We start from the raw sequence: 25,441 nt of genomic DNA, 5'->3' as shown, positions 1-25,441 counted from the left end.
ACGGTGATAGTACTAAAGTTGAGAGAGAAAAGAGGTGGAGCATTGTGGCAGTGAATTGTTTTCAATGCCAACATTTCTTCATAACATGGGATCAGCGAAATCCACGTGGCTGCAAAGCATATGGTTTTAAAACGCGAGAAATGCCATCGGTCGTCGTGAGGAGATCGTCTGGCATGGACTGTTTGCAATTTGAACATAAGAAAGGGGACACTAAACAGTGATACCATACGACCGGATTATCTCTGAAATGGAGCGGCAACTAAGTGTTGCGAGGCGCGCCAATGATGAAAGTACGATGCGGGAAGCGTTTTCCGCCGTCAGATCACTTTGCGAAGTTGCACTCGGTGGGCAAAGTAAGCGTGAAGAGAAAATTGTTCCTAAAATGCTTACAACCACTAGCGCTGTGCAGTCAACCACATCATTGGAAGGTAAACTGCTTGAAGAAGAGGATGCAAACGGCGGCTCGCTATTTGATTTTTGATAGACGATTCGCAAATGCTGATATATTGAAATCATAATAAGAAAGTAGGAGCTTATATGCCATTTTTCATTATTGCAGGGGCTGTTAACGCAGCCATCGCCGTCGCCTTTGGTGCATTCGGCGCTCACGCTTTAAAAGAGAAACTATCCGAACATTATTTAGCAATTTGGGAAACCGCTGTACAGTATCAAATGTTTCACGCACTCGCTTTGCTTGCAATCGGAATTCTTATGAGTCCATCGCTTTTTGGACCAGTCACACAGCTAAGCTGGGCAGGTTATTTGATCCTCGCGGGTATCATCATTTTCTCTGGTAGTCTGTATGTACTGAGCCTCACGGGAATCGGCATACTCGGTGCTATCACACCAATCGGTGGCGTTGCATTCATCGCAGGCTGGATCATGCTGATTGTTGCAGCTATTAAATTTTCAAACTAAAAAAATCTTCCGCGAGGCCCTATACGAGGCTCGCGGAAGATTTTTTAAATTCAGGGCTGTTGTGGAAAATACTTCACTTCATTATCAAATTCAGCATAATCAAAATAAATCATTGGAAATAGAAAACGATGTCCTGTTGTCGAATCACTTAAGATAACATGGTCACGTCCAGCAGCCTCTACGGTACCACGTACGGTTTTCGTATTTTTACCAGAGTCCAGTGCATGTTCGAATGAAAAATGGAAAGTTCCAGGTTCGCCTCTGTTTAATCGTAAAATATTTTCGATGTATGACTGTTCACGTCCGGGTGGTCCGGGTGGCCTACCTCCAGCTGGAAGCGTTACTTGCGGCGGTGTGACATGCTGATTTTGATAGGGCGGATTCCAATAGTATTGGACCATTTCTTCATCCTTTCTTCTTTTGAGTTACAGGTTAGGGCAGTCTTGAACCGTTGGGGAAAAGAAACAGTGTGACTTGAATCTACCTGTGTTCCATTGGTTATACCACTGTGCCGGGCAATCTCCTGTTGGCATGAAAAACCATAATGATCGTTCTCCCGGAGTGAAACGTTCGCCGTTGACAACGCGCCTTGCTAGATTTCGATCCAGTTCGCGAGCACGCTGATAAAAATACGGTTTCGTCGTAGCCTCGAAGCCTCCTGGACTTTGGAAAACCATATCTTGCAAACTTCGTATATCATTGAAATCGAGACATCCGGAACGTACGCGATTCACTCCGACATTACCGACTAAAAGCATGCCTAATTGGCCATCGCCTTCTGCTTCAGCGCGCATTAACCGTGCAAGTAGATCCAGTTCAGCATCCGTGTACTTTATTACTGCCACGGCACAACCCCCTTGGGGAATCATATGCGCAGCTGGAATGAAACATGCCTACCAAATACAAAAAAGCCTAACTGCAAAGTCACAGTCAGGCGATATAACTTACGATTTAGATGTTGAAAAATGCTGCTTTTTTGTCGCCTTCTAAAATCGTACCCACAAAGAATGAGCCGAATTCAGCGTAGCGTGCGCTTACTTCGTCAAAACGCATTTCATAAATCAACTTTTTGAACTGAAGAACGTCGTCCGCGAACAGTGTAACGCCCCATTCGTAGTCGTCGAAACCGACAGAACCGGAAATGATTTGTTTCACTTTTCCAGCGTAGCTGCGGCCAATCAAACCGTGTGCGCGCATCAATTCTTTGCGTTTATCCATATCGAGCATGTACCAGTTGACATCGCCATCGCGCTTCTTGTCCATCGGGTAGAAGCAGATGTATTGGCTGCGTTGAAGTTCAGGGTACAGACGTCCGCGTACATATGGGTTTTGATAAGGATCATCAGTGGACTCGCCTGCAAGGTAGTTCGATAGTTCAACGACTGACAGGTACGAATACGCTGGAATCGTGAAATCAGCGATTGCGAGTTTATTGAATTCCGTTTCAAGCTCTTGCAGTTCGTCCATTGTCGGACGCAAAGTCATAAGCATGAAATCAGCTTTTTGGCCAATTACTGTATAGAAAGCATGTGCTCCTGTTTTATCGTCATCTGTTTTTTGAAGTTTTTCAAGGTAAACAAGAAATTCCTCTACTGCTGCTTGGCGTTCTTCTTTTGAAACTAATTTCCAAGATGCCCAGTCCATCGAGCGTAAATCATGTAAAACGTACCAACCATCAAGTGTTTTTGCTGCTTCGATCATATGAAATCAAACTCCTTCATTATGAATTAACTTCTTAAATGAGTGTAGCATAGAAGGCTGTAAAACGTCCTTTGCTAGCGCTGTTGTCACGAATTTGACATGAAGTGAAACGCTTTTACCACCCGCATCATTGGTGTATGCTTAGAGCATGAGAGTATGTGAAAGGTGGCTGTCTAATGGCTGATTTATTTAAAGGAATTAAAGAAAGTTTGAGTGGCAAAAGAAAGACGATTATCCTACCGGAAGGAACGGATATCCGCGTACTAGAAGCGGCTTCACGCTTGCAAGGGGAAGGGCTAGTGAAGCCAGTTCTTCTTGGCAATGAAACCGAAGTGCAAGAAGTCGCAACTGAAGCAGGAATTGATATTTCGGAAGTAGATATCATTGATCCCGAGAGTGTTTCTTACTTTGAAGAACTAGCCGGAAAGTTCGTGGAACGTCGGGGTGGCAAAGCGACATTGGAGCAAGCACGTAAACAATTGACAGATGTAAATTATTTTGGAACGATGCTCGTTTATACAGGGCGTGCGGACGGATTGGTGAGTGGGGCAGCGCATTCAACTGCAGACACCGTACGACCGGCGCTTCAAATTATTAAAACAAAACCAGGTATCTCAAGGACTAGCGGGGCCTTTATTATGATGAAAGGCGATGAACGGCTCGTCTTTGCAGATTGTGCGATTACGGTTGCACCAACAGCGCAAGAACTGGCTGAAATCGCGATTGAAAGCGCCAAAACAGCGCAGGCATTCGGTGTGGATCCACGTGTTGCGATGCTGAGTTTCTCTACAAAAGGATCTGCCGTAACGGAAGAAACAGAAAAAGTTGCGAACGCGGTGAAAATCGCTCAATCGCTTGCACCTGATTTGCTACTCGACGGTGAGTTCCAATTTGATGCGGCCTATGTTCCGGAAATTGCTGCGAAAAAGGCACCTGAATCAGTCATTAAAGGTAACGCGAACGTCTTCGTTTTCCCATCACTTGAAGCGGGTAATATTGGTTATAAAATAGCGGAGCGTCTTGGCGGCTACGAAGCAATTGGCCCCATTCTTCAAGGATTGAATGCTCCCGTAAATGATTTGTCACGCGGTTGTTCCGCTGCAGATGTCTACAAGCTTGCCTTGTTAACCGCGGCACAAAGTCTATGAGCAGGAGAAATTGGAATGATATCATATGAGTCTTTTTTAACTATTCCCACATGGCGTTTTGTGGATGAATCCATGACAACACGTACGCGTTCCGCACTAGAATCATTCGCCGCCGACGATACGCTTTGTCATCTCGTCGGCCAGCAGATAAGCGTCCCGACAGTTCGTACATGGGTACACAATCAAACGGTCGTGCTCGGTATCCAGGATCATCGGCTACCGCATGTTACAGAAGCAGTTTCGACACTTGAAAATGCTGGTTATAACGCGATTGTCCGCAATTCAGGTGGACTTGCAGTAGTGCTTGACGAAGGTGTATTAAACATATCAATTGTTCTATCTGAACTCGACTCTTCAATCGATATTCCAGCAGGTTATGAAGTAATGCTCGCATTTGTTCGTATGCTTTTTCCGGAAGCAGGAGACCGTATTGAAGCCTATGAAATTGTAGGATCATATTGTCCGGGCTCGTATGATTTGAGTATTGATGGCCGCAAATTTGCCGGTATTTCACAGCGTAGATTGCGTCAAGGTATCGCAGTCCAAGTCTACCTTTGCGTTGAAGGAAGTGGGGCGGAACGTGCTGAGCTAATCCGTGATTTTTACGAAACGGGCTTGCAGGGAGAAGAAACGAAGTTCACTTATCCGGTCATTAAACCGGAAGTGATGGCATCCCTGTCAGAACTTCTGGACATGCCGCTCACGGTGAACGATGTTGTTATTCGTATCCAGCTTATGTTGCGCGAGCTTGCGGATCATGTGGAGATAGGCGGCTTGAAACCGGAAGAAATGGAGTTATACACCTTTTATTTGAACCGAGTCTTCGAACGCAATCAAAAAATGCTGGCGCGCGGATGAACAATCGGTTTAGTAGTGGGAGAAAGCGTTATTTTGGCGAGTAGACAACGTTTTCGCCAAACTAAACAACGTTCCGTCGAAAGTAAACAACATCTTCCTAAAACTAAACAACACCCCAGCAAAACCAAAGAAAAACCGCCTATCAATGATGATTGATAGGCGGTTCTTTTGAAACTAGGTTTCCATTTTGCTCCATTTTGAAAACCGGTGCTGTGCGATCAGCATCATCATCTAGCGTGACGAGACGGCGTGCGCGGTTCATAATTTGAACAAATTGTTCGTAATCGGCGCGCAGGGTTTTATTTTCCTGCTGCAGTTTTTCGATTTCTTTTTGGAGTTGCTCCGACTTTTCATTCGCGATTTTAGCAGTTTGCCTCCAGCGAAGTGACTCGTTATCTCCCACGCCTGTGTGATGCATGCGGACAAGAAATGCGATAACCGTATCGAGTGAGAGTGCTGATAACGGAACGGAAATCTTTTGTTCTTCCTCTAGTCCTTGCGAAGGGCTATATAATTGTTGTCCCCGTCGTTTAAAGTCTTTTCCAAGTACACGTATTGCTTGTTTGCGTTCTTTCTTCGCGTCCGAAAGCTCTTTTTCATAATCACGTCTTACAACTGCGTTCCATCTGAACCCGCAAGCTGCTGCCGTTCTGTTGAGCGCGTCCCCAACTTCTTCGAAAGCGCTAAGTTGTGTACTACCTTCGCGAACATGTCGTAGTACTGTGTCGGCTAATAAAGTATCGTTTTCTTCAATCCAAGCATCCTGTCTAACTTTCACCATCTCCGTGCCTCCAGTCATATGTTCATAGTCTCTTTCTACGGTCAGTGTGGACAGGATTTCGTTACTTTATTCATAATGAAAAAAGCATTCTATCTTTTTTTCACTCAAATGAACCTTTTTCCATCTTCCTACGAACCATTTTTACGATTATACTAAAGGGAATGAGTTGACGGAGGTGCACTATGGAATACAAAGATGAAAAACTGGTCGAAGAAAAAGTTTTCAAAGATCCTGTGCATCGATATATTCACGTGCGCGATAAAGTGATTTGGGACGTTATTGGCACAAGTGAATTTCAGCGCCTTCGCCGGATCAAACAACTAGGCACAACGTATCTCGTATTTCATGGGGCGGAGCATAGTAGGTTTCACCATTCGCTCGGTGTCTATGAAATCGTCAGACGCATCATTGACGACGGTTTCAGCGGCAGGCCTGAATGGAACAATGAGGAACGTCTAGTAACGATGTGTGCGGCGTTGTTGCATGATCTAGGACATGGCCCGTTTTCGCACGCCTTTGAAAAAGTGTTCGATCTCGATCATGAACAATTTACGCAAGCGATTTTGTTAGGGGACACAGAAGTAAATGCAGTGCTTCGTCGTGTGGCACCTGATTTCCCACAAAAAGTGGCTGATATAATTGGGAAAACCTATCCGGATAAGCTTGTTGTCAGTCTGATTTCAAGTCAAATTGATGCCGATCGGATGGATTATCTACAGCGTGACGCTTATTTTACAGGGGTGTCGTACGGTCATTTCGATATGGAACGTATTCTGCGTGTCATGCGGCCTACAGAAGAACAGGCGGTTATCAAATATAGCGGTATGCACGCAGTGGAAGATTATATAATGAGCCGTTACCAGATGTACTGGCAAGTCTATTTCCATCCAGTGTCACGTAGCGCTGAAGTTATTTTGATCAAAATTTTACATCGTGCAAAGCAATTACATGAAAGCGGGTATATCTTTAAACAAGAACCTGTCCACTTCCGCTCTTTTTTTGATAAGACATTTCTGCTTGAAGACTATATTGCGCTTGATGAAAGTATTTTATTAACCTATTTCCAAATGTGGATGAAGGAAGACGACGCAATCTTGTCGGACCTTTGCTATCGGTTTATCAATAGAAGATTGTTCCAGTACGCAGAATTTGATCCGGCAACAGAATACCGGAAAATCGGTGAACTCGAGCAGTTATTCAAGGAAGCAGGAATTGATCCGGCTTATTACCTGGTTACAGATTCGTCGTCAGATTTACCTTACGACTTTTACGGTCCAGGTGAAGAAAACGAACGCTTACCGATATACTTACAAATGCGAAATGGGGACTTAAGCGAATTATCGCGTTCATCGGATGTCGTAGATGCGATTTCAGGTAAAAGACGAACAGACCATAAAATCTATTTCCCGGAAGATGTTTTGGAAGCAGGAAAAGAACAAAATCCGCTGTATGGCCGAATTTTAGATATGCTGAAAGGGTAGGTGTGAGGGAAGGTGTTATCAGAACACGCTAAAATTGTGCAATTCATCTCAATGGCGAATGAAGTCACTGGACGAAAAAAGTTACAAAAAATGATTTATATTGCGAAAAAGATGAATTTCCCATTCGCTGAAAAATATGAGCTTCACATGTACGGACCCTACTCGGAAGAATTAACGTTGCGTATTGAGGAACTATGCGAAATGGGATTTCTGGCGGAGCGTTGTACGGACAAAGGATCGTACGTCCAATATAGCTATCAAGTGACAGGCGAGGGGGCGGGTTTCCTCGAAATGGCAGACGCTGCCCACGCAATGCTTGGAACCTGCATCGACAGCATGAACGTCAAGAGCTCCCGTTTCCTTGAACTCGTTTCGACGTTGCTGTACTTTGATCATCTTGACAAGGACGAGCAAATCGCTAAAGTCCTTATCGTGAAAAATAAACTGAACTTCTCTGCGGAGGAGATGACGGCTGCATTTGACTTCATAAGTGAAATTCAAACGTATGCGGTTCAGTGAATGAACGCAGCCTAAGTTCGCCGCGTCCTGCGGCAAAGGCTGCATGACCTGCATCCTGCAGGCCCAAGCGGAAAGCGTCGTTAAGCCCCGACAAGCGCTGAATGGCCTAAAATAAAGACGCTCTTTGTCTTTATCTTTAGGACAGAAGCGACTCGAGGGGCTGACGCTTGGAGTCTGGACAGTAAATGAACGTAGCCTAAGTTCGCCGCGTCCTGCGGCAAAGGCTGCATGACCTGCATCCTGCAGGCCCAAGCGGAAAGCGTCGTTAAGCCCCGACAAGTAGGAGGGATGCAGTTCAATCCCTCCCTACTGAATGGCCTAAAATAAAGACGCTCTTTGTTTTTATCTTTAGGACAGAAGCGACTCGAGGGGCTGACGCTTGGAGTCTGGACAGTAATAAAAGGCTGCCCCATGTCGGAAACTTTCCGTTATGAGGCAGCCTTTTTGGAAATTAATTATTGATCGCTTGGACGTTTTCCAGCGATGGAATAATGGTTTTTCGACATTTCTTCAATGATGACAGAAACATTTTGAGCAGGTGCACCTGTTGTTTCAGCAACAGCTTCTGTTACTCTTTCGCATAGCGCACGTTTTTGTTCATCTGTACGACCTTCCAACATTTTCACAGTTACGATTGGCATTACATTTCCCCCTCTCTGTATATATTGGGTATAGTATACATAGTATCAGATTTGGAGGGGACGAATAAATGACAAATGAAAATAAACCGAAACAGAAATTGGGTTTCACAATTATAAAGGACGATCCGACTGACGGTCATGGCGGGTACGGGATTGGTTCGTTGTCACTTGAAAACGTGTCACCTGTCATTATCGATGTCAATGAAGGCGTTGCGCGTATTGAGATAGGTGCGATGCATGCTAGAAGCGATACAGAACGCGGTGTCAAATTTACGCTGAACCGCGAAGATTCAGAAGGTGGCAAACCATATTGGCTTGTCTGGGTAACAATCGATTTCCGCGAACAAGGGCCATATTATGCGGGCGTTACAGCGTGTGAAATGGTCGTTAATCGTGAAAAACGCCGAGGGTATAAAGTGCTTGCCGATCACGTTAATCGGATGGATAAATCGATGAAACGGAATATCATTGTTGAGCATATGGATGATAAATCAAAGCAGATTTTAGCTGAATTCCTTGCTACTCATAACAAGGAAATGTGGGACAGAAGCGAACCAAAACTGCATGTTGATTTGAGTGTGGATTCGCCGGAGTTGTGAACAAAAAGTGACAAATTCCGCATACTTCTCAATCCGAGGTTGAATGTCAGCTTGAAAGGCAGTACACTGAAATCACAGCTTGCAATTGTAAGCTAGGACAACCGGAATCGTGCACTCCCTGATGAATAACGTATCAAACAAACCCAAGCGCGATACACCATTTAGCAGGACGCCTTGAACGGTAAAAAAGCTTTCCTTCCCCGATTTAATTCGGGAGAGGAAAGCTTTTTTGATTTTGATGAATTAGGGAGTGCCGCCCGATCATATCCCGCGCGAACCGATCATAACCAGTGCCGCCCGATCATATCCCGCGCGAACCGATCATAACCAGTGCCGCCCGATCAAATCCCGCGCAAACCGATCATAACCCAGCGCCATCCGATCATATCCCGCTCGACCCGATCATAACCAGTGCCGCCCGATCAAATCCCGCGCAAACCGATCATAACCCAGCGCCACCCGATCATATCCCACGCGAACCGATCATAACCAGTGCCGCCCGATCATATCCCGCGCAAACCGATCATAACCCAGCGCTGACCGATCATATCCCACGCGAACCGATCATAACCAGTGCCGCCCGATCATATCCCGCGCAAACCGATCATAACCCAGCGCCACCCGATCATATCCCGCGCAAACCGATCATAACCAGTGCCGCCCGATCATATCCCGCGCAAACCGATCATATCCCACACCAACCAATCATATCCCCTAAATCCAAATCACTCAAAAAATGAAAACGGAAATAGTTCAAACTTCTTCCCGTCAGTTTCGCCTACTGTGCGCTGTTCTCGTAGCACTTTATCCGTACATAGCTTTTGTGGCATATCCTTTTCTTTTACATAAACAAGCCGTTGTTTCTCGCATTCATTTACAGCGATACCACCTGTGTCAACGTCAATAATGACGCCATTGACTCCATTCGGAGGGATGAACGGTTCGGGTGGAAGACCGCGATTTACGGTCTCCATGAAGTCGATCCATATTTTTTTCGATGCCGCTTTATCCGTCGTGTCGGTCAGTTGCTTTCCGACATCATATCCGGTCCAAATCCCCGCCGTTAGTGAAGGGGTGTAGCCAATTAAGTATTGATCCGAAATCGTCGTTCCAGATTTTGCTGCATAGGGCCGCGTCTGTTTTGAGCGCATAGATAAACCAGTGGCAGTAGAATAATCGTTGAACACTGGATCGAACATACCAGTCATCAGATGAGTGAGAACAAATGCATCCTGTTCGCTGATGACATGTTTCTTGCTCTTCTTCGGATGTTCATAGACCGTTTTTCCGTCTGCATCTGATATGGATAGAATCGTCGTTGGGACTGTTTCGATACCGCCTGACGCAACTCGGTTATAGGCATTTGTCATGTCAGAAAGTGTGACAAGTGAAGTGCCAAGTGCGGTTGCAGGAGATTCTTCGAATTCACCGTCAACGCCAAGACGTTCAGCCATTTTGCTGAATTTCTTATAACCGATATCTTCAAGCGTTTTCACTGCGTAAATATTATCAGAAATAGCCAGTGCCTGCGCAAGCGAGATAGGGTGGCCAGCAAATTTACCGTTCACATTGTTTGGTTCATACGTTGAACGGCCTTCATCATAAGTGAAAATGGTTTTTTCCGTCGATAAAAATGTCAGTGGACTGAACCCATCTTCGAGTGCAGCTGCATACAAAATAGGTTTCATCGCCGAGCCGGGCTGACGCTTTGCTTGGGTCGCCCGGTTGAACGGACTTTCGGTATAATTTATCCCACCTATGAGCGATGTGATTGCACCCGTTCCTGTTTCTATCGACATGAACCCAACTTGTAAACCGCTATCCGGCATCCATTTAGCGATCGTTTCTTCGGCGGCTTGTTGGTGAAGTGGATCCAGCGTTGTCCGGATTGTCCAACCACCTTCAGCCGGATAGCGTCCTTTCGCCACAAGTACTTTTTCAGCCTCGCGCCAAACTTCATCCAGAAAATAAGGGGCAACGCGCTTAGAGTCAGCCCATTCGCGGTTTTTTAACGTAATTTGTTCGTTCGTCGCCCGTTCTTCTTGGCGCGCAGTAATGTACCCTTGCGCCTCCATAAGTGACAATACCAGCAATGTTCGTTCCCTCGATTTCTCGGGATTTTCAATAGGCGAATAAACCGAAGGACCTTTCGCGATGGCAGTAATAACGGCGGATTCCTCTAACGTCAGATCTTTTGCTGACTTTCCGAAATAAAACTTACTTGCCGCCTCGACACCATACATGCCATGTCCGAAGTAAACAGTATTCAAATAACCTTCTAAGATGACATCTTTTTCGTAAAATATTTCCATTCGGTAAGCATAAAGTGCTTCAGTGATTTTCCGTTTCCATGTCTTTTCAAACGTCAAATACAAGTTTTTCGCATATTGCATGGTAATTGTGCTGGCTCCTTCGACTTTGCGCCCGGATTTCGCATCTTTCAAAAGAGCGCCTGCAATCCGTCTATAATCAAAACCGTTGTGGCTATAAAAATTCTTGTCTTCTGTCGCAACGACTGCATCGATTAGAAACGGTGACATGTCATCGAGGTCTACCCAGTACCGTCGTTCTGCGGAAAACCGGTCGCCAATTTGCTTGCCATCTTTATCAAGAAAGACAGAAGCTTTTGGCACGCTTAAAGAAGGTGCGCCTGTAATTTGAGCATAGAGCCTGAGCGATAGGAAGATGGTCAGCACCGCCATTATCATCGTGACGGATAGCAGCAACAGCCTTCGTAATGCCGAGCGTCTTTTTTTCTGTTTCACATATACTGTCCGTTGCATACGATCCCGTCCCGTCCATATCTTTGCATCTAGTATGGGACGCATGGAAACAGATTAAACGGAACATGCGTAAAAACATGCATTGCTCGGATAGATTGAAATGTAGACCGTAAAAAGGATATAATAAGAAGATGTTTTCATGAAAAGGACAGTGAGTATATGGAATCGCGGGAAAAAGGGCGATATGTAACGATTAAGCTCCATTCGTCAATTCGCCATCCAGGCCAAGACGAGGAGAAGCATGAATTGAATGCAAAAGGTTTGCTGATTGAAAAAGCAGGTAAATCTTATTTGAAATATGAAGAACAACAAAGTGGAAAGTCGATTCAAACAATTGTTAAATTGGATTCTACAGACGCACTTATTATGCGTCGCGGTGCAGTTACGATGCGATTGCCATTTGTTGCAGCTGGTGAACGTCCAGGAACGTACGGCAGTGGACCGGCGACGTTTGACTTAGTTGTCAAAACGGACAAGCTCGATTTCAAGGAGCAAGAAGACAATTCCGGAGGACGCTTCAATGTGCATTACGATTTGCATGCAGAAGGATCGCTTCTTGGAACATACGAACTGACTATTACATACACGGAGGGAACAATATGAACGCGGTAGAACAGATTCAACAAGAGGTAAAAGTGGCACTTCGTCAAGCTGTAATTGATGCGGGTTTGGCAGAAGAAACGGCAATACCGGACATTATGCTTGAAACGCCTAATAACAAAGACAACGGCGATTATGCAACGAACATTGCTATGCAACTGACAAAGTTAGCGAAAAAGCCGCCGCGTGCAATTGCGGAAGCGATACTTGAAAAACTAAATACGGATGGCACTTCGATCGAATCGATTGAAATTGCAGGTCCTGGTTTCATCAATATAAAATTAAAAACGGATTACTTAGGCGGCATCGTCAAGACCGTTCTTGAACAAGGCGAGAACTACGGCCGTTCAAACTTTGGCAATAAACAAAAAGTCCAAGTTGAATTTGTTTCTGCTAATCCGACAGGTGACCTTCACCTTGGACATGCACGCGGAGCTTCTCTTGGTGATTCTCTATCCAACGTTCTCGATTTCGCTGGCTACGATGTGGCACGTGAATACTACATTAACGATGCAGGAAATCAAGTGCACAACCTTGCCAATTCTGTTGAAGCACGTTATTTCCAAGCACTCGGCTTGGATAAAGAAATGCCTGAAGACGGCTACCAAGGACCGGACATTATTAATATCGGTAAAATGCTGGCAGCTGAATATGGCGACAAATACGTCAACACGCCAGATGAAGAGCGTTATGCATTCTTCCGCCAATATGGCCTGGAGCATGAATTAGAGAAGCTAAAAACAGACCTTGCGAATTTCCGTGTGTCGTTTGATGTCTGGTTCTCTGAAACTTCATTGTATGAAAACGGCAAAATCGATGTTGCTCTTGATAAATTACGTGCCAATGGCCATGTCTTTGAAGAAGATGGCGCAACATGGTTCCGTTCAACAACTTTCGGTGATGACAAAGATCGTGTGTTAATTAAAAACGACGGTACTTACACGTATTTAACGCCGGATATCGCGTACCATGAGGATAAATTGTTCCGCGGATTCGATAAACTTATCAATATTTGGGGCGCAGATCACCATGGTTATATTCCACGGATGAAAGCGGCAATCGAAGCGCTTGGTTACGGCAATGACACGCTCGAAGTCAGTGTCGTACAAATGGTTCAGTTATATAAAGACGGTGAAAAGTTCAAGATGAGTAAACGTACGGGGAAAGCTGTAACCTTGCGTGAGCTAGTTGAGGAAGTTGGTCTGGACGCAGTCCGTTACTTCTTCGCAATGCGTTCAGGTGACTCGCAGATGGACTTCGACCTAGATCTAGCGATTTCTCAGTCGAATGAAAACCCTGTGTACTACGCACAATATGCGCATGCACGGATTTCATCAATCTTGCGCCAAGCTGATGAAAATGGCATGGCTGTATCTGTGGATAATGTTTCTTTACTGCAAGCTGAAAAAGAGTTGGAATTACTGAAGAAAATCGGTGACTTCCCGCAAGTAATCAGTGATGCAGCGAGAATTCGTTCACCACACCGCGTTGCAACATATATCCAAGAACTAGCGGCTACATTCCATAGCTTCTATAACGCAGAAAAAGTATTAGATCCAGACAACCGCGAATTATCGGAAGCACGTCTGGCACTAATTACAATCACACGCACAACAATTGCAAATGCATTGAAACTTATTGGTGTTTCTGCTCCAGAAAAGATGTAATAAAATTGAACGCCATACTTGAGAGATTGTTATCTCTCAAGTATGGCGTTTTTCACATGCAGATATTCTCTCTATATATGTTGAACAAATGAATACGATGCATGCTCTTTTACAAGGGCTTTTGGAAGGCCGCTGAATAAGTCCAACTACCTGGAATGAATTAGAAATCCTGCTAATATCGCTTCGACGCTTTGTGGATGCCTCCCGCGATAAGCCAGAAAGAAGACCGCTTTCAGTCTTATCGCTCCGGCTACCACGAAGGCGTGCCTTCGCTGGATTGTCTATATAATAGAATGCACATTGCATTGTCGGGGAAAAGACCTGTAGCTCGTAGTATGTCTTTCTTCAATGAAATTAGTATAAAATAGTACTCACATTATAATCTCAGTCCAAACTCATGGCGAGAGGCATCCCCAAAGCGCCAAGCGATCTGTAATCCACACGCCGAACTACAACTCTTCCGATTAATGTACACTCTAGCGCCAAGCGATCTACAATCCACATTCCGAATTAATACTCTCTCATCATCGAGCGACACAACAGATTCAACGGGATTCTTTAATTCAACATATCTAAATCTACAAATCTCCCTCACTATCGACACAATAAAAATTTGTAGTATACTGAAAGTTGTACAAAATACATACCAAACATAAAGGTGCCCCGCATTAAAAACGGGGTTAAAAGGGAAGTCGGTTCAATGCCGGCGCGGTCCCGCCACTGTAAGTGTGAGTTAGTCGCAATGTGTCACTGGAAAAAGTTCCGGGAAGACGCGGCAAGCCTTGAACACGAGCCAGGAGACCTGCCTTTATGGATCACACGTACCCTACGAGGATAGGATTAGTGAAAATCGACGTCACTGTGCGTCCAGATTTTTACTCAGCTTATTCCTCCGTAGCAATTACGGGGGATTTTTATTTGGAACAAACAGGAGGAAAACAACATGAAAAAGATTTGGCAATTAGGATTAACGGCATTTTTGGCAGTATTCTTGCTCGCAGCATGTGGAACAGCTGCTACACCAGATAAGCCGAAAGTAGATGGAACACCGGAAGCGGAAGTGGTCAAAGCTGACTTCCCGCTTACGCTAACGGACTCGGTTGGCAATGAAATTACCCTGGAAACTGCACCGGCAACAATCGTTTCTATGGTGCCAAGCAACACGGAAATATTGTTTGAACTAGGTCTTGCGGATGCGATTGTCGGCGTCAATGACTACGATGATTATCCAGCAGAAGCACTTAAAAAAGAGAAAATCGGCGGCCAGGATTTCAACGTCGAAAAAATCGTTTCCATGAACCCTGAAATTGTTTTTGCACATGAATCAGGACTTGGAAAAGGCAAAGAAGGACTGCAACAAATTCGCGATGCAGGAATCCCAGTCTTTGTTGTGAAAAATGCAGCGAGTTTCGAAGAAACGTACACAACGATTGAAACAATCGGTCAAGCGACTGGTAAAACAGTAGAAGCAGAAAAAATCATTACGGATATGAAAGCAAAAGTAGAAGAAGTATTGGCGAAAATAGCAACAGTCGACAATAAAAAAACAGTTTTCGTTGAAACATCACCTGAGCCAAACATTTACACACCAGGAAAAAATACATTTATGGATCAAATGCTAGAAATGATTGGTGCTGAAAATATTGCTGCTGATCAGGAAGACTGGTTTATGATAGCTCCGGAAGAAATTATTAACCGTAATCCAGATGTAATTATCGTGTTGTATGATATCGAAACGGCAGTTGCAGACGTTTATGCACGCCCAGGTTTCGATACGATTACGGCAATTAAAGAAAAAGCTGTTGTTCAAGTTAAAGAGAATATCACTAGCCGTACAGGCCCCCGTCTTGCTGAAGGGCTTGAAGAAATAGCAAAAGCCATCTACCCTGAGGCTTTCGGTGAGTAAATCCAGCGTTGCCTACATCGTTTCCGCCGCCGCACTTCTTGTGGCGGTGTGGCTCGGTGTGTCAATCGGGTCTGTGAAAATACCGATTAGTACGTTATGGAATGCAGGGGCGGATGCAACAGCTACCAATATTTTGTGGAAGATTCGTATGCCGCGTGTCGTGCTCGCGGGACTTGTCGGCGCTTCGCTCGCGATTTCGGGCGCTGCTTTCCAGGGGTTGCTGAAAAATCCGCTCGCTGATCCATACACCCTCGGAGTGTCATCCGGCGCCTCGGTCGGTGCTGTTATGACGCTCTTTTTTGGTATTTCTATCCCGTTTTTAGGCACTTATACGCTTCCTATATTCAGTATGGTTGGTGCTGCATTAACAATGTTCCTCGTTCTTGGATTTGCACGCCTCGTTGACCGAGCGATGAGAATGGAAACAATTATTTTGACCGGAATCATTTTCGGTTCGTTCCTCGGTTCTGTGCTATCACTTATGATAGCGCTCACAGGGGAAGAGTTGCGCCAAATTATTGGTTGGCTACTCGGCAGTGTTTCGATGCGAGGATGGAATTATATTACGATGATTTTGCCATTCGTCGTCGTAGGTTCATTCATGCTGTGGCTGAATCGCCGCGAATTAAATGCGATGTTATTTGGAGAAGAACGAGCGCATCATTTAGGTGTCAACGTCAAACGCCGTAAGTTTGCCATTTTGATTGGTGGATCCATCCTGACAGGTTCGGCAGTCGCGGTGTCCGGCACAATTGGCTTTGTTGGTCTAGTCGTTCCGCATATGACGCGACTTCTTTGGGGATCTGATCATCGTCATCTGCTGACATTATCGTTCATGAACGGTGCGACGTTGCTCATCATTTGCGACTTAATTGCACGGACAATCATTTCGCCGACAGAACTTCCGGTCGGTGTCATCACAGCGTTTATCGGTGCACCCGTATTTGCATTTATCTTCTATAAACAACGGAGGAAAGGAGGCATGTGAAATGTTAAAAGTCGAAAATATTTCCGGTGGTTATGGCAAAGAATCCATCGTGAAAGCTGTGACATTCACTGTCAATAAAGGCGAAGTACTCGGCATACTTGGACCCAATGGCAGTGGTAAATCCACACTTTTGAAAATTATTTCAGGCATTCTCCCGAAGGAAACGGGTTCCGTCACAATTGACGGGCAAGACGCTTCTACTTATTCACAAAAAGAATTTGCCAAAAAAGTAGCCGTCTTGCCACAACTCCATGCACATGCATTTTCCCACACTGTTCGAGAAACGGTTGAACTCGGTCGCTATCCGCACCAATCAGGACTATTTTCCTCATGGTCAGATGAAGACGAGCGCGCCGTGACCGATGCCATAACCAGTATGTCCATCACACGTTATGCTGAAAACTCGATAGAACTCCTATCCGGCGGTGAACAGCAACGTGTTTTCGTCGCACAGGCACTCGCACAGGAGGCGCCTATTTTATTACTCGATGAGCCAACGAATCACTTGGACATCGCTCACCAACAACAATTACTCGATACGATTCGTCAACAGGCAATTGACAAAGGACTCACAGTTATTTCGGTGTTTCACGATATCAATTTGGCTTCTTTATATTGCGACCGACTTCTCTTGATGGATAAAGGGCGGATTGCCAGAATAGGTGTGCCACAAGACGTAGTGATGGAAGAGGCAATCGAATCTGTTTACGGTGCGCGAATAAAATCACAGCCCCATCCTGAATTGCCAAAACCTCAAATTACACTGCTGCCGGAAACCAAAGAGGAAATTAAGCCTTTCGCCGTTGTAAAAGAGGACTTTTCGATAGCATCGGACTTTGTTGCATTACGAACAAAATATCCGTTGAAAACCATTTCCTCCGCCGTTCATAATGCTGGAACAGGCTGGTATCGGTCGTTTGTCAATCGTCATGTTGATGCTGATTACAATGTAGACGACGTCAAAGCTGAAAATACTTCCTATCTTGAACAGCAAGGTTTTCATCTGACGGATACGGTCGGTATGATGACCGCGGTCATGACGGATCATGCCGAAGTCGAGGAATACACAGGGGATTTCGGAACGATTCTGATTGCGGTAACAGCTGGCGTTGGTAATGCTGTCGATGTCTCGCAAGCACTCACGCGTGATCAGAAACCTCGTGTCGGTACAATCAATACATGGATTATCGTCAATGGCCAGCTACCTGATGAAGCATTTATCCAAGCAATGATAACGGCAACAGAAGCGAAAACGAAAGCGCTTCAAATGGAATCCATAACAGATCCGCTCACAGGCACAATTGCGACAGGTACATCGACGGACAGCCTGCTAGTCGCGGCAACACAACAAGGAGAATTCCTGCCGTATGCAGGTCCGATTACGCCGCTTGGAAAACTGATTGGCCACGGAGTTTATGACTGCACTGTACGGGCAATCCGTGCCTACAAAAAGGCGAAAGGGTGGACAACTTGATTCCTGCACATTTTATCGCCATTGCAATTGGTTTTCTGCTCGACAGAATTATTGGGGATCCACCGAAATGGCCGCATCCAGTCCGCTTAATTGGGACGTTCATTGCCAAATTGACTAGTGTTATGAATAAAGGTCGGTTCCGCACATTAAAAGGGGCGTCTACACTCTTCATCACAGTCGGGATTGTGTTAGGTATCGTTTTTGCTTTAGTAGGTTTTGCCTATCAATTCAATATCTATGTAGGTATTGGCGTGGAATCAATTCTGATCGCCGTCGGGCTGGCACAAAAAAGTTTGCGTGACGCTGCACTTGACGTTTACCGTCCGCTTGCTGCACAGGATTTACCTGCAGCACGAACGAAGTTGTCATGGATTGTCGGTCGCGATACCGATAAACTAAAAGAAAGTGGCATCGTACGTGGAACAGTTGAAACTGTGTCAGAAAATATTGCGGACGGCATTACATCGCCATTATTTTGGGCATTCCTTCTGGGAGCACCCGGTCTTTGGATGTACAAAGCAGTGAATACACTAGATTCGATGATTGGTTATAAAGACGAACGATATGAGAAGTTCGGTAAATTTTCTGCACGCGCGGACGACATTTTGAATTTCATACCAGCACGTGTGACGGGTTTTCTAATCATTTTATATGCGCCGAATAAAAGTCAGTTGTCCTTTTGGAAACGCTTTGCTGGCTGGAGTAAAGACGCAAGGAAACATCCAAGTCCAAACAGCGGATTTTTGGAGGCAGCGACGGCTTGGCAACTTGGCGTTACGCTTGGCGGAACAAGTACATACCGCGGAATCGTATCGAAGCGACCTGAGCTTGGTCCAGGCAACACCCCGCTAACCGCAATACATATTAAACAAACCATTACACAGATGCATATCATAGTGTTTATTTTCTGGCTAGTAATGACGGTGATTGGAGTGGCTTTATATGCAGTTGCCTGAACATGGCGCAAATCCGCAAAACCTTTACGCAACACTGGGCATTGAACAGCCTATACGGTTATTGGATTTCAGTGAAAATGTCAATCCGGCGGGTCCTCCTGATTCAATTACCAAGATGTGGCCAAGTTTACGAGATTTGCTTACGGCTTATCCAAATCCAGAAGGGGAGCCGTTTCTGTCAGCGGCTGCCGATTACCATGGCATTTCGACCGATTATTTATTCGCGGGGAACGGGGCGGCAGAACTGCTGGCACTTTTGGCAGAGCGTTATCGCGCAAAGCGAGCGATTGTCGTGCACCCGACATTTTCCGAATACGAAGCGACTCTCTTGGCGAAGGATGTGGAGATTGTTCGCGTTATTGCATCGGAAAGTGACGGCTTTAAATTGCCGTTGGAAGCTATCCTTGAGGCCATGACTTCAGCATCAGTTCTGTACCTTTGCACACCAAATAATCCAACTGGAATCATGCCTGAACGCACGGATTTGAACGTAATTATCAGGCATGGTGCTGAAGTAGGTTGTGAAGTCGTATTAGACGAGGCTTTTATCGATTTTGTTGATGAATCACTGTCTTTCATCGCAGAATTAAAAAATAATCCGCACGTCATCGTCGTTCGCTCTATGACGAAAATGTACGCCATTCCGGGAATACGACTCGGGTATATCGCGGCAAATCCGTCGATAATTAGGGGGATAAAAGCACTCGCGCCGCATTGGAATGTGAATGGTTTAGCCGCACAAATCGGAGCGGTGTGCTTACAGGAAGAGCAATATCGCGAACAGGCAATTCAGTATAGTAATCGTGAACGGGAAAAAATGACTCGGTTTTTAACAGACAATGCGTGCAACGTTACGAATTCAGTGACGAATTTTATTTCATTCACACTTAGTTCTGGCCGTGATTCGAATAAGTTGTATAGAGATATGCTCACCCGTGGAATCGTCCTTCGCCATTCACAAAATTTCCGCGGCATGGATGGCAGATGGTTGCGGATTGGCATGAAAAACGATGCGTCAATGAACATCTTGAAGGAGGAGCTGTTGCAATGGTTCGCGGAAAACTGACGTTCATAAGTGGCGGCGTTAGAAGCGGGAAAAGTTCCTATGCAGAAAAGCTGCTTGTTCATGAAGCGCAGAAAAATGCGGCCCGGCTAGTTTACATTGCCTCCGGCGTCGCAACGGACTCAGAAATGCGGGCGCGTATTGAACATCACAAATCGGATCGTTCCACTCATAGTTGGACAACTCTTGAACAACCAGTCGAGCTGGAAAAGGTATTGCACTCCATTCAACCGGGGGATTACGTGTTATGGGATTGCCTGACGACATGGTTAGCAAATGAGTTATACACAGGTTGGGAGTCAGGAAAACCTTGTATTGGACAATCGGGTTGTATGGAGCGCAAGGAAACACAGTTGTACACAACGATTGACACACTAGTGTCGCAAGCCGCCCATCTCGTTATTGTTTCGAATGAAGTCCTAGACGAACTGCCATCAGAATACGCTGAAACGGAAATCTACAGTAAATGGATTGGCCGCATTCACCAAGCGCTTGTCTCAAAAGCAGATACAGCAATTGAAATGGATTACGGAATCCCACTCATATGGAAAAATGATCGGCAGGAGGTGACGCAATGAATGGGCTAATTGTTTTAGGAACAGCATCAGACTCTGGAAAAACGATGATTTGTACAGCGTTGTGCCGCATTTTATCGGACGAAGGCGTGCGGGTAACACCCTTCAAATCGCAAAACATGTCTCGTTTTTCAGCGATAACGGAAAATGGCGAAGAAATGAGCCGTGCACAATTCATTCAAGCGCAAGCTGCTAGAACGAAGCCGTCGATTTATATGAATCCAATTTTGCTGAAACCAGTTGCGGACATGAAATCGGAAGTGCTTTTTTTCGGAGAGAAATTTGGTCCAATTGTTGGAATGGCGTATCGCGAACAGTTCTTCACGCGTGGAATTGAGGCCATTAACACGTCGCTTACCAAGCTGGCAGAAACGTACGAAACGGTCATTATTGAAGGTGCGGGCAGTCCTGCAGAAGTGAATCTCAACGACAGGGAAATTGTGAATATGCGCGTGGCGGAAATTGCGGATGTACCTGCTGTTTTGGTGGCAGATATTGATCGCGGAGGTGCTATCGCATCAATCGTCGGGACGCTACAACTATTACCAACTGAGCATCGAAAACGTGTCAAAGCTATTATTATCAATAAATTCCATGGTGACGTTTCTTTATTCCAAGAAGGGATTGAATTTATAGAATCCTACACTGGAGTTCCAGTGGCAGGTGTTATTCCTTATAAAATCGATCATGGCATCGAAGAGGAAGATATGGGTCGACCGGTAATGAAAGCACCTGCGGGAATCGACGTCTATGATGCATGGGCAAAACATGTTAAAGCGCATCTCAACTGGCCGCTAATCAAAGAAATTTTGTCACAACCTGGTGAGATGGAATGAACGGATTGCTGCTAGCCATGCAATTTTTCACGGCAATCCCCGTTCGAAAAGAATTGCCACTCGGCCGAAGAGAAGTGACAGCAATGTATGTGGCTCTACCTTTCGTTGGAGCGGCAATTGGGCTCGCGATGTACGGAGTGTCGGAACTTCTAGTGAATTATTTACATGTTGGAACATTTCTTGCATCGGTTTTTATCGTATTGACGGCTATCATACTGACCGGCGGTTTGCACCTGGATGGCTGGGCGGATACGGGCGATGCATTCTTTTCATACAAAGATCGCGAAAAACGACTCGAAATTCTAGAGGACCCGCGACTTGGTGCATTTGGAACGATGGCGCTTGTTTTATTGATCATCGTGAAAATCGCTGTGTTCAATGAAATACTGATGCGTGGTTCAGGGAATATTGCGCTGTTTATAGCGATTCCTTTCCTAGCAAGAGCCTCTATGAACCTATATTTCTCCACTGTACGTCTTGCAAAAGATAAAGGAATCGCACACTTTTTCAAAGAAAAGATTTCAATAAGTATACTAATTAGCGGGACGCTAGTAAGTAGTGTAGTGACTTTATTCGCGCTAGGATTTATGTTGGCAAGTGCACTAATTCCAATTGTGATAGCGGTTGTAATTGGAATCGCATTCTTCACGTTTCGTAACTGGTCATTGAAGCATTTTGGAGGCGTCACCGGCGACCTATGTGGTGCATTCATTGAAGGAATGGAGGTATTGTTATGGCTAGCCGTTTTGTGCTTTATCTAATCCGACATCTTCCTACTTTGGGCAATAAAGAACGGAAATATATTGGCTGGACAGATGAACCGATTTTAGATTCGGCTAATTTGAATTGGCGTCTACCCGAAGCCCCGATACACGTTTACAGCAGTGATCTTCGTCGTGCAAAACAAAGTGCCGTTCGCTATTTCCCAGATGCGTCTATTGAAACAGCTGCCAGTTGGCGCGAATGTAATTTTGGTGAGTTTGAAGGGAAAACATATGCGGAACTTGAAAAGAATAAGGACTATCGCAAATGGATTGATGATCCATATGAATTCGCACCATTAAATGGTGAAAGTTTAACAGATCTAGAAAGGCGTGTAGTGGCTGCAGTGAAACAATTGCCGAACAAGGCGGTTGTCGTGACACATGGGGGACCTATTCGCGTAGTCTTGACGAAGTTTTCATCTGAAGATAAAGGTTTTTGGTCGTGGGACATCCCGCACGGAACGGGTTACCGATTTGAATGGGAAAGCGACAAAGCATTCGAGGAGGGGGAGTCATGCACGTCTATATCGGCGGTGCCCATAACGGCAAACGAGAATACGTAAGAAAATGGCTGACCGAGCAAGGGCAAGAAAACGTACACTGGGTAGAAGGAAATTGTCTGGGAGATAGTTTCATAGTGGATAGGGAAACCATTCAGACGACTGTCATAGCTGGAGTCGAGAAGTGGCTTGCGGAAACGAATTTATCGGAACAAGCGGCCATTGAATATGTAATGAGTTGCATCGCCAAGGACCGTCAGACAGTTTTTATATTAACCGATATTGGACGGGGAATCGTTCCTATCGATGCAGACCAGCGAAAATTACGCGATGCTTGCGGCCGGCTTTATCAGCAATTATTGGCGGAAGCGGATGAAGTGACAAGAATTTGGTATGGCTTGGCAAAAACTTTAAAGAAAAGGGGAGAACAACAATGAAAATTTACACACGCACAGGGGATAAAGGGAAAACAAGTTTAATAGGGGGCCGCGTCGACAAAGACAGCCTGCGTGTTGAAGCATATGGCACGATGGATGAATTGAATTCATTTGTCGGTAAAGCAATGACGGAACTCGATCCTGCAATTTTTGCGGATATGCTGACAGATTTGGAAGCCATTCAAAACGAATTATTTGATGGTGGGGGCGACCTTGCAAACGTTATGAAAGAACGTCATTACAAATTGTCTGAGGAACCTGTTGATGTGCTTGAGCAACGCATTGATGTGCTAATGGAAGAAGCGCCGCCATTAGAGAAATTCATCTTACCAGGTGGATCGCCTGCTGCTGCAACACTTCATATTGCACGAACTGTTGCGAGACGCGCAGAACGCCAGACGGTTACACTTTTAAAAGCAGAAGAAGATGTACCGGCAGTAGTACAACGTTATTTGAACAGGCTTTCCGATTATCTTTTCGTTGCAGCGCGCATTGCCAATTCTCGGGTTAACGTACCTGATAATGAATATGTGAGAAGTGCGAAAGTGTTCAGAACGGATAAGAAGAAGGAGGATTAATCAATGCAATTGAAAAGGCTTACATTGGCGGCTTTTTTTGTAGCCCTTTGTGTTATCGGTGGATTAATCAAAATCCCATCCGGCATTGGTTCATTGGCACTTGATACTGTACCGGCACTCATTTCCGTGGCCTTTCTCCCGCCGGTATTTTCGGGGGTAGTCGGGATGCTTGGGCACATGGCCTCAGCTATGAATTCGGGGTTTATGTTAGGTCCATTTCATGTGCTCGTTGCACTTGAAATGTTCGTCATCGTTATCGTCTTTGCACGCCTACACAAAGCGGGACGCAATCTAACGAAGTGGATTTTTTTCATAGTGGCAAATGGTTTAATCGCACCACTGCCGTTTTATTTTCTAATTTCACCGGCATTTTTCTTGGGGGCAGTTCCATTTCTCTTGCTCGCGACAATCGTTAACGCAATTGTTGCGGCAGTTGTCATGCCGGCACTTCAGCATGTGGTGGATGGTCGCATGGGGGCACTTCGATGAGGAATGCCATTGATATCGGCAACGGTTTCATCGTGACAACGGATAATTCAGGCGGTATCGGTGAAAAGTTGCAGGATATTGTTAACGTACCGGACCGCGTCACAGCGTATTTTGCGGCCCGCGTTGCATTGCTTGAACAATTGGCGACGCATGCAGAACCTGTTTCGATCCTCATTCACAATTTTAGTGGCAGCGCGAGTTGGGAAAGTTACGTGGCAGGTGTGACGGATTTATTCCACGAGTCGGGGCTTGAGGTTCCGCCTATCAATGGCAGTTCAGAAACCAATATGGAACTTGTTCAGTCAGCGATGGCAGTAACAATCATCGGCAAAAAGATGGAAGCACCAGCTCCGAAAAAGAGTGTATGGTTTACTTACGGTACACCGCTCGTTGGAGATGAAGTACGAAATCGCGTAGATGAAATTGCGTCCGTCCAGCTTATTCACGAGGCAATGAAAAGTGGAATCGTCCATCAAATCTGGCCAGTTGGCTCAAGCGGGATTTTACAAGAGGTCCGTTTGCTGACTGGAATTAAGGAAGCGCGCGTCGAAACCGCGCTGGATTCGATGAAATCAGCGGGACCGTCGACAGTGGTTCTCCTAGCCATTCCTGAAATGAATATCGAGGAAGCTAAAGCACTTTTCGGTGTCCATTTGAATAAACTAATGATGATTACTTAAAACCTGCATTGTCTTTGCAGGTTTTTTCTAACTTTTAATAGTGAGACCGATCATATAATCGACGCGCCGATTATGTCTGCTGGCTAACCGATCATATAACCGTCCTGTCGATCATAACTGCTGGCTGGCCGATCATATAATCGACTTGCCGAACAAATCTGCTGGCACCCGATCATATAACCGTCGCGCCGATCAAATCTGCTGGCCACCGATCATATAACCGTCCTGCCGATCATATCCGCTGGCTAACCGATCATATAATTGTCTTGTCGATCATATCCGCCAGCCACCGATCATATAACCGTCGCGCCGATCAAATCTGCCAGCCACCCAATCATATTATCGCCGCGCCGATCATATCCACCAGCCACCCGATCATATAACCCTCCTACCAATCATATCTTCCACCAACCCTCCCACTAATTTCACCAATATCTCAAAACTATCAAAACTTTTAGTTGACTGAACGCTCATTCATAATTAAACTAGAAAATAGACA

29 protein-coding genes and 1 riboswitch are annotated in these 25,441 nt (G+C 45.3%); of the genes, 23 read left to right on the top strand and 6 right to left on the bottom strand.

Annotated features, from left to right (window positions below; all coding sequences use genetic code 11):
- Positions 1 to 44: 44 nt before the first annotated feature.
- The 3 genes from MKY15_RS05185 to MKY15_RS05175 are packed head-to-tail and all read left to right on the top strand — an operon-like array spanning position 45 to position 918.
- Complete coding sequence (locus MKY15_RS05185) at positions 45 to 221, top strand: uracil-DNA glycosylase (protein ID WP_342539194.1); 177 nt, start codon at positions 45 to 47, stop codon at positions 219 to 221.
- The gene (locus MKY15_RS05180) at positions 218 to 481 is read left to right on the top strand and encodes a YwdI family protein (RefSeq protein ID WP_067213267.1); all 264 of its coding nucleotides are present in this window, start codon (positions 218 to 220) and stop codon (positions 479 to 481) included. Before MKY15_RS05185 ends, MKY15_RS05180 begins: the two co-directional genes overlap by 4 nt.
- A gap of 56 nt (positions 482 to 537) precedes the next feature.
- Complete coding sequence (locus MKY15_RS05175; protein ID WP_067213264.1) at positions 538 to 918, top strand: DUF423 domain-containing protein; 381 nt, start codon at positions 538 to 540, stop codon at positions 916 to 918.
- Between the two features lie 50 nt (positions 919 to 968).
- Here the strand turns inward: MKY15_RS05175 and gerQ are convergent, their stop codons facing one another.
- The 3 genes from gerQ to hemQ all read right to left on the bottom strand — a co-directional run bounded on the left by gerQ (position 969) and on the right by hemQ (position 2,619).
- Positions 969 to 1,319 carry a spore coat protein GerQ gene (gerQ, locus tag MKY15_RS05170; RefSeq protein WP_067213261.1) on the bottom strand — a complete coding sequence of 117 codons (351 nt, stop codon included), beginning with the start codon at positions 1,317 to 1,319 and terminating at the stop codon, positions 969 to 971.
- 24 nt (positions 1,320 to 1,343) lie between these two features.
- A complete protein-coding gene (locus MKY15_RS05165) occupies positions 1,344 to 1,763 on the bottom strand; it encodes a cell wall hydrolase (protein ID WP_067213257.1) in 420 nt (139 codons plus the stop codon).
- 106 nt (positions 1,764 to 1,869) lie between these two features.
- Entirely contained in the window at positions 1,870 to 2,619 is a 750-nt protein-coding gene (gene hemQ, locus MKY15_RS05160; protein WP_067213253.1) for a hydrogen peroxide-dependent heme synthase, read from the bottom strand.
- 176 nt (positions 2,620 to 2,795) lie between these two features.
- Between hemQ and pta the strand changes: the two genes are divergently transcribed.
- Together pta and MKY15_RS05150 are read left to right on the top strand one after the other, a co-directional pair.
- A complete protein-coding gene (gene pta, locus MKY15_RS05155; RefSeq protein ID WP_067213250.1) occupies positions 2,796 to 3,767 on the top strand; it encodes a phosphate acetyltransferase in 972 nt (323 codons plus the stop codon).
- Positions 3,768 to 3,782: 15 nt separating this feature from the next.
- Positions 3,783 to 4,625, top strand: coding sequence for a lipoate--protein ligase family protein (locus MKY15_RS05150; protein WP_187045952.1), 843 nt, complete (start codon positions 3,783 to 3,785; stop codon positions 4,623 to 4,625).
- Between the two features lie 142 nt (positions 4,626 to 4,767).
- Here MKY15_RS05150 and MKY15_RS05145 read toward each other — a convergent pair whose 3' ends face one another.
- Positions 4,768 to 5,406, bottom strand: coding sequence for an RsfA family transcriptional regulator (locus MKY15_RS05145; protein ID WP_067213244.1), 639 nt, complete (start codon positions 5,404 to 5,406; stop codon positions 4,768 to 4,770).
- Positions 5,407 to 5,588: 182 nt separating this feature from the next.
- On the opposite strand from MKY15_RS05145, the gene MKY15_RS05140 reads away from it, so the two are divergent.
- Together MKY15_RS05140 and MKY15_RS05135 are read left to right on the top strand one after the other, a co-directional pair.
- Positions 5,589 to 6,887 carry an HD domain-containing protein gene (locus tag MKY15_RS05140; RefSeq protein ID WP_067213241.1) on the top strand — a complete coding sequence of 433 codons (1,299 nt, stop codon included), beginning with the start codon at positions 5,589 to 5,591 and terminating at the stop codon, positions 6,885 to 6,887.
- A 12-nt stretch (positions 6,888 to 6,899) separates the two neighbouring features.
- Positions 6,900 to 7,406 carry a YwgA family protein gene (locus MKY15_RS05135; protein ID WP_342539191.1) on the top strand — a complete coding sequence of 169 codons (507 nt, stop codon included), beginning with the start codon at positions 6,900 to 6,902 and terminating at the stop codon, positions 7,404 to 7,406.
- Positions 7,407 to 7,861: 455 nt separating this feature from the next.
- Here MKY15_RS05135 and MKY15_RS05130 read toward each other — a convergent pair whose 3' ends face one another.
- Entirely contained in the window at positions 7,862 to 8,047 is a 186-nt protein-coding gene (locus MKY15_RS05130) for a 2-hydroxymuconate tautomerase (RefSeq protein WP_067213235.1), read from the bottom strand.
- A gap of 68 nt (positions 8,048 to 8,115) precedes the next feature.
- On the opposite strand from MKY15_RS05130, the gene MKY15_RS05125 reads away from it, so the two are divergent.
- Entirely contained in the window at positions 8,116 to 8,646 is a 531-nt protein-coding gene (locus tag MKY15_RS05125; protein WP_187045949.1) for a YwhD family protein, read from the top strand.
- 725 nt (positions 8,647 to 9,371) lie between these two features.
- Here MKY15_RS05125 and MKY15_RS05120 read toward each other — a convergent pair.
- Positions 9,372 to 11,429 carry a PBP1A family penicillin-binding protein gene (locus tag MKY15_RS05120; protein ID WP_187045948.1) on the bottom strand — a complete coding sequence of 686 codons (2,058 nt, stop codon included), beginning with the start codon at positions 11,427 to 11,429 and terminating at the stop codon, positions 9,372 to 9,374.
- Between the two features lie 159 nt (positions 11,430 to 11,588).
- Between MKY15_RS05120 and MKY15_RS05115 the strand changes: the two genes are divergently transcribed.
- From MKY15_RS05115 to MKY15_RS05045, 15 genes are all read left to right on the top strand, one after another.
- Entirely contained in the window at positions 11,589 to 12,032 is a 444-nt protein-coding gene (locus MKY15_RS05115) for a DUF1934 domain-containing protein (protein ID WP_067213229.1), read from the top strand.
- Positions 12,029 to 13,696 (top strand): arginine--tRNA ligase, encoded by a 1,668-nt coding sequence (argS, locus tag MKY15_RS05110; RefSeq protein ID WP_067213227.1) that lies wholly within the window; start codon positions 12,029 to 12,031, stop codon positions 13,694 to 13,696. Before MKY15_RS05115 ends, argS begins: the two co-directional genes overlap by 4 nt.
- 639 nt (positions 13,697 to 14,335) lie before the next feature.
- Positions 14,336 to 14,521, top strand: a riboswitch (cobalamin riboswitch).
- Between the two features lie 118 nt (positions 14,522 to 14,639).
- Positions 14,640 to 15,602 carry an ABC transporter substrate-binding protein gene (locus MKY15_RS05105; protein ID WP_187045946.1) on the top strand — a complete coding sequence of 321 codons (963 nt, stop codon included), beginning with the start codon at positions 14,640 to 14,642 and terminating at the stop codon, positions 15,600 to 15,602.
- Positions 15,595 to 16,590: an iron ABC transporter permease gene (locus tag MKY15_RS05100; RefSeq protein ID WP_342539189.1), complete on the top strand. Its 996-nt coding sequence runs from the start codon at positions 15,595 to 15,597 to the stop codon at positions 16,588 to 16,590. Before MKY15_RS05105 ends, MKY15_RS05100 begins: the two co-directional genes overlap by 8 nt.
- Position 16,591: 1 nt before the next feature.
- On the top strand, positions 16,592 to 18,064 hold the full coding sequence (locus tag MKY15_RS05095; protein WP_342539187.1) for an adenosylcobinamide amidohydrolase: 1,473 nt from the start codon (positions 16,592 to 16,594) through the stop codon (positions 18,062 to 18,064).
- Positions 18,064 to 19,020, top strand: a complete 957-nt coding sequence (cbiB, locus tag MKY15_RS05090) for an adenosylcobinamide-phosphate synthase CbiB (RefSeq protein WP_067214078.1) — start codon at positions 18,064 to 18,066, stop codon at positions 19,018 to 19,020. Before MKY15_RS05095 ends, cbiB begins: the two co-directional genes overlap by 1 nt.
- Positions 19,007 to 20,086 carry an aminotransferase class I/II-fold pyridoxal phosphate-dependent enzyme gene (locus MKY15_RS05085; protein WP_342539186.1) on the top strand — a complete coding sequence of 360 codons (1,080 nt, stop codon included), beginning with the start codon at positions 19,007 to 19,009 and terminating at the stop codon, positions 20,084 to 20,086. Before cbiB ends, MKY15_RS05085 begins: the two co-directional genes overlap by 14 nt.
- Positions 20,068 to 20,661: a bifunctional adenosylcobinamide kinase/adenosylcobinamide-phosphate guanylyltransferase gene (locus MKY15_RS05080; protein WP_342539185.1), complete on the top strand. Its 594-nt coding sequence runs from the start codon at positions 20,068 to 20,070 to the stop codon at positions 20,659 to 20,661. Before MKY15_RS05085 ends, MKY15_RS05080 begins: the two co-directional genes overlap by 19 nt.
- The gene (locus tag MKY15_RS05075; protein WP_342539184.1) at positions 20,658 to 21,494 is read left to right on the top strand and encodes a cobyric acid synthase; all 837 of its coding nucleotides are present in this window, start codon (positions 20,658 to 20,660) and stop codon (positions 21,492 to 21,494) included. Before MKY15_RS05080 ends, MKY15_RS05075 begins: the two co-directional genes overlap by 4 nt.
- On the top strand, positions 21,491 to 22,255 hold the full coding sequence (gene cobS, locus MKY15_RS05070) for an adenosylcobinamide-GDP ribazoletransferase (RefSeq protein WP_187045940.1): 765 nt from the start codon (positions 21,491 to 21,493) through the stop codon (positions 22,253 to 22,255). The genes MKY15_RS05075 and cobS overlap by 4 nt, the downstream gene beginning before the upstream one ends.
- Complete coding sequence (locus MKY15_RS05065; RefSeq protein WP_187045939.1) at positions 22,228 to 22,821, top strand: histidine phosphatase family protein; 594 nt, start codon at positions 22,228 to 22,230, stop codon at positions 22,819 to 22,821. The genes cobS and MKY15_RS05065 overlap by 28 nt, the downstream gene beginning before the upstream one ends.
- A complete protein-coding gene (locus MKY15_RS05060; RefSeq protein ID WP_338654934.1) occupies positions 22,773 to 23,195 on the top strand; it encodes a bifunctional adenosylcobinamide kinase/adenosylcobinamide-phosphate guanylyltransferase in 423 nt (140 codons plus the stop codon). The genes MKY15_RS05065 and MKY15_RS05060 overlap by 49 nt, the downstream gene beginning before the upstream one ends.
- Positions 23,192 to 23,773, top strand: a complete 582-nt coding sequence (locus MKY15_RS05055) for a cob(I)yrinic acid a,c-diamide adenosyltransferase (RefSeq protein WP_067213203.1) — start codon at positions 23,192 to 23,194, stop codon at positions 23,771 to 23,773. The genes MKY15_RS05060 and MKY15_RS05055 overlap by 4 nt, the downstream gene beginning before the upstream one ends.
- A gap of 3 nt (positions 23,774 to 23,776) precedes the next feature.
- On the top strand, positions 23,777 to 24,262 hold the full coding sequence (locus MKY15_RS05050) for an ECF transporter S component (RefSeq protein ID WP_187045936.1): 486 nt from the start codon (positions 23,777 to 23,779) through the stop codon (positions 24,260 to 24,262).
- The gene (locus MKY15_RS05045; RefSeq protein ID WP_342539182.1) at positions 24,259 to 24,942 is read left to right on the top strand and encodes a hypothetical protein; all 684 of its coding nucleotides are present in this window, start codon (positions 24,259 to 24,261) and stop codon (positions 24,940 to 24,942) included. The genes MKY15_RS05050 and MKY15_RS05045 overlap by 4 nt, the downstream gene beginning before the upstream one ends.
- Positions 24,943 to 25,441: the final 499 nt, after the last annotated feature.

Source organism: Sporosarcina sp. FSL K6-1540, from assembly GCF_038620285.1.
Lineage (GTDB): Bacteria > Bacillota > Bacilli > Bacillales_A > Planococcaceae > Sporosarcina > Sporosarcina psychrophila.
Note: the sequence above shows the minus strand (reverse complement) of the source record. Positions and strands in the feature narration are given on the sequence as shown.

Excerpts from the sequence above, each read along its gene's own strand:
- MKY15_RS05085 (WP_342539186.1), top strand. The coding sequence starts at position 19,007 with ATGCAGTTGCCTGAACATGGCGCAAATCCGCAAAACCTTTACGCAACA.
- MKY15_RS05140 (WP_067213241.1), top strand. The coding sequence starts at position 5,589 with ATGGAATACAAAGATGAAAAACTGGTCGAAGAAAAAGTTTTCAAAGAT.
- MKY15_RS05130 (WP_067213235.1), bottom strand. The coding sequence starts at position 8,047 with ATGCCAATCGTAACTGTGAAAATGTTGGAAGGTCGTACAGATGAACAA.
- argS (WP_067213227.1), top strand. The coding sequence starts at position 12,029 with ATGAACGCGGTAGAACAGATTCAACAAGAGGTAAAAGTGGCACTTCGT.
- cobS (WP_187045940.1), top strand. The coding sequence starts at position 21,491 with ATGAACGGATTGCTGCTAGCCATGCAATTTTTCACGGCAATCCCCGTT.
- MKY15_RS05080 (WP_342539185.1), top strand. The coding sequence starts at position 20,068 with ATGGTTCGCGGAAAACTGACGTTCATAAGTGGCGGCGTTAGAAGCGGG.
- hemQ (WP_067213253.1), bottom strand. The coding sequence starts at position 2,619 with ATGATCGAAGCAGCAAAAACACTTGATGGTTGGTACGTTTTACATGAT.
- MKY15_RS05050 (WP_187045936.1), top strand. The coding sequence starts at position 23,777 with ATGCAATTGAAAAGGCTTACATTGGCGGCTTTTTTTGTAGCCCTTTGT.
- MKY15_RS05055 (WP_067213203.1), top strand. The coding sequence starts at position 23,192 with ATGAAAATTTACACACGCACAGGGGATAAAGGGAAAACAAGTTTAATA.
- MKY15_RS05045 (WP_342539182.1), top strand. The coding sequence starts at position 24,259 with ATGAGGAATGCCATTGATATCGGCAACGGTTTCATCGTGACAACGGAT.
- MKY15_RS05075 (WP_342539184.1), top strand. The coding sequence starts at position 20,658 with ATGAATGGGCTAATTGTTTTAGGAACAGCATCAGACTCTGGAAAAACG.
- MKY15_RS05150 (WP_187045952.1), top strand. The coding sequence starts at position 3,783 with ATGATATCATATGAGTCTTTTTTAACTATTCCCACATGGCGTTTTGTG.
- pta (WP_067213250.1), top strand. The coding sequence starts at position 2,796 with ATGGCTGATTTATTTAAAGGAATTAAAGAAAGTTTGAGTGGCAAAAGA.
- MKY15_RS05105 (WP_187045946.1), top strand. The coding sequence starts at position 14,640 with ATGAAAAAGATTTGGCAATTAGGATTAACGGCATTTTTGGCAGTATTC.
- MKY15_RS05120 (WP_187045948.1), bottom strand. The coding sequence starts at position 11,429 with ATGCAACGGACAGTATATGTGAAACAGAAAAAAAGACGCTCGGCATTA.
- MKY15_RS05145 (WP_067213244.1), bottom strand. The coding sequence starts at position 5,406 with ATGGTGAAAGTTAGACAGGATGCTTGGATTGAAGAAAACGATACTTTA.
- MKY15_RS05115 (WP_067213229.1), top strand. The coding sequence starts at position 11,589 with ATGGAATCGCGGGAAAAAGGGCGATATGTAACGATTAAGCTCCATTCG.
- MKY15_RS05065 (WP_187045939.1), top strand. The coding sequence starts at position 22,228 with ATGGCTAGCCGTTTTGTGCTTTATCTAATCCGACATCTTCCTACTTTG.
- MKY15_RS05175 (WP_067213264.1), top strand. The coding sequence starts at position 538 with ATGCCATTTTTCATTATTGCAGGGGCTGTTAACGCAGCCATCGCCGTC.
- MKY15_RS05060 (WP_338654934.1), top strand. The coding sequence starts at position 22,773 with ATGCACGTCTATATCGGCGGTGCCCATAACGGCAAACGAGAATACGTA.
- MKY15_RS05125 (WP_187045949.1), top strand. The coding sequence starts at position 8,116 with ATGACAAATGAAAATAAACCGAAACAGAAATTGGGTTTCACAATTATA.
- gerQ (WP_067213261.1), bottom strand. The coding sequence starts at position 1,319 with ATGGTCCAATACTATTGGAATCCGCCCTATCAAAATCAGCATGTCACA.
- MKY15_RS05095 (WP_342539187.1), top strand. The coding sequence starts at position 16,592 with ATGTTAAAAGTCGAAAATATTTCCGGTGGTTATGGCAAAGAATCCATC.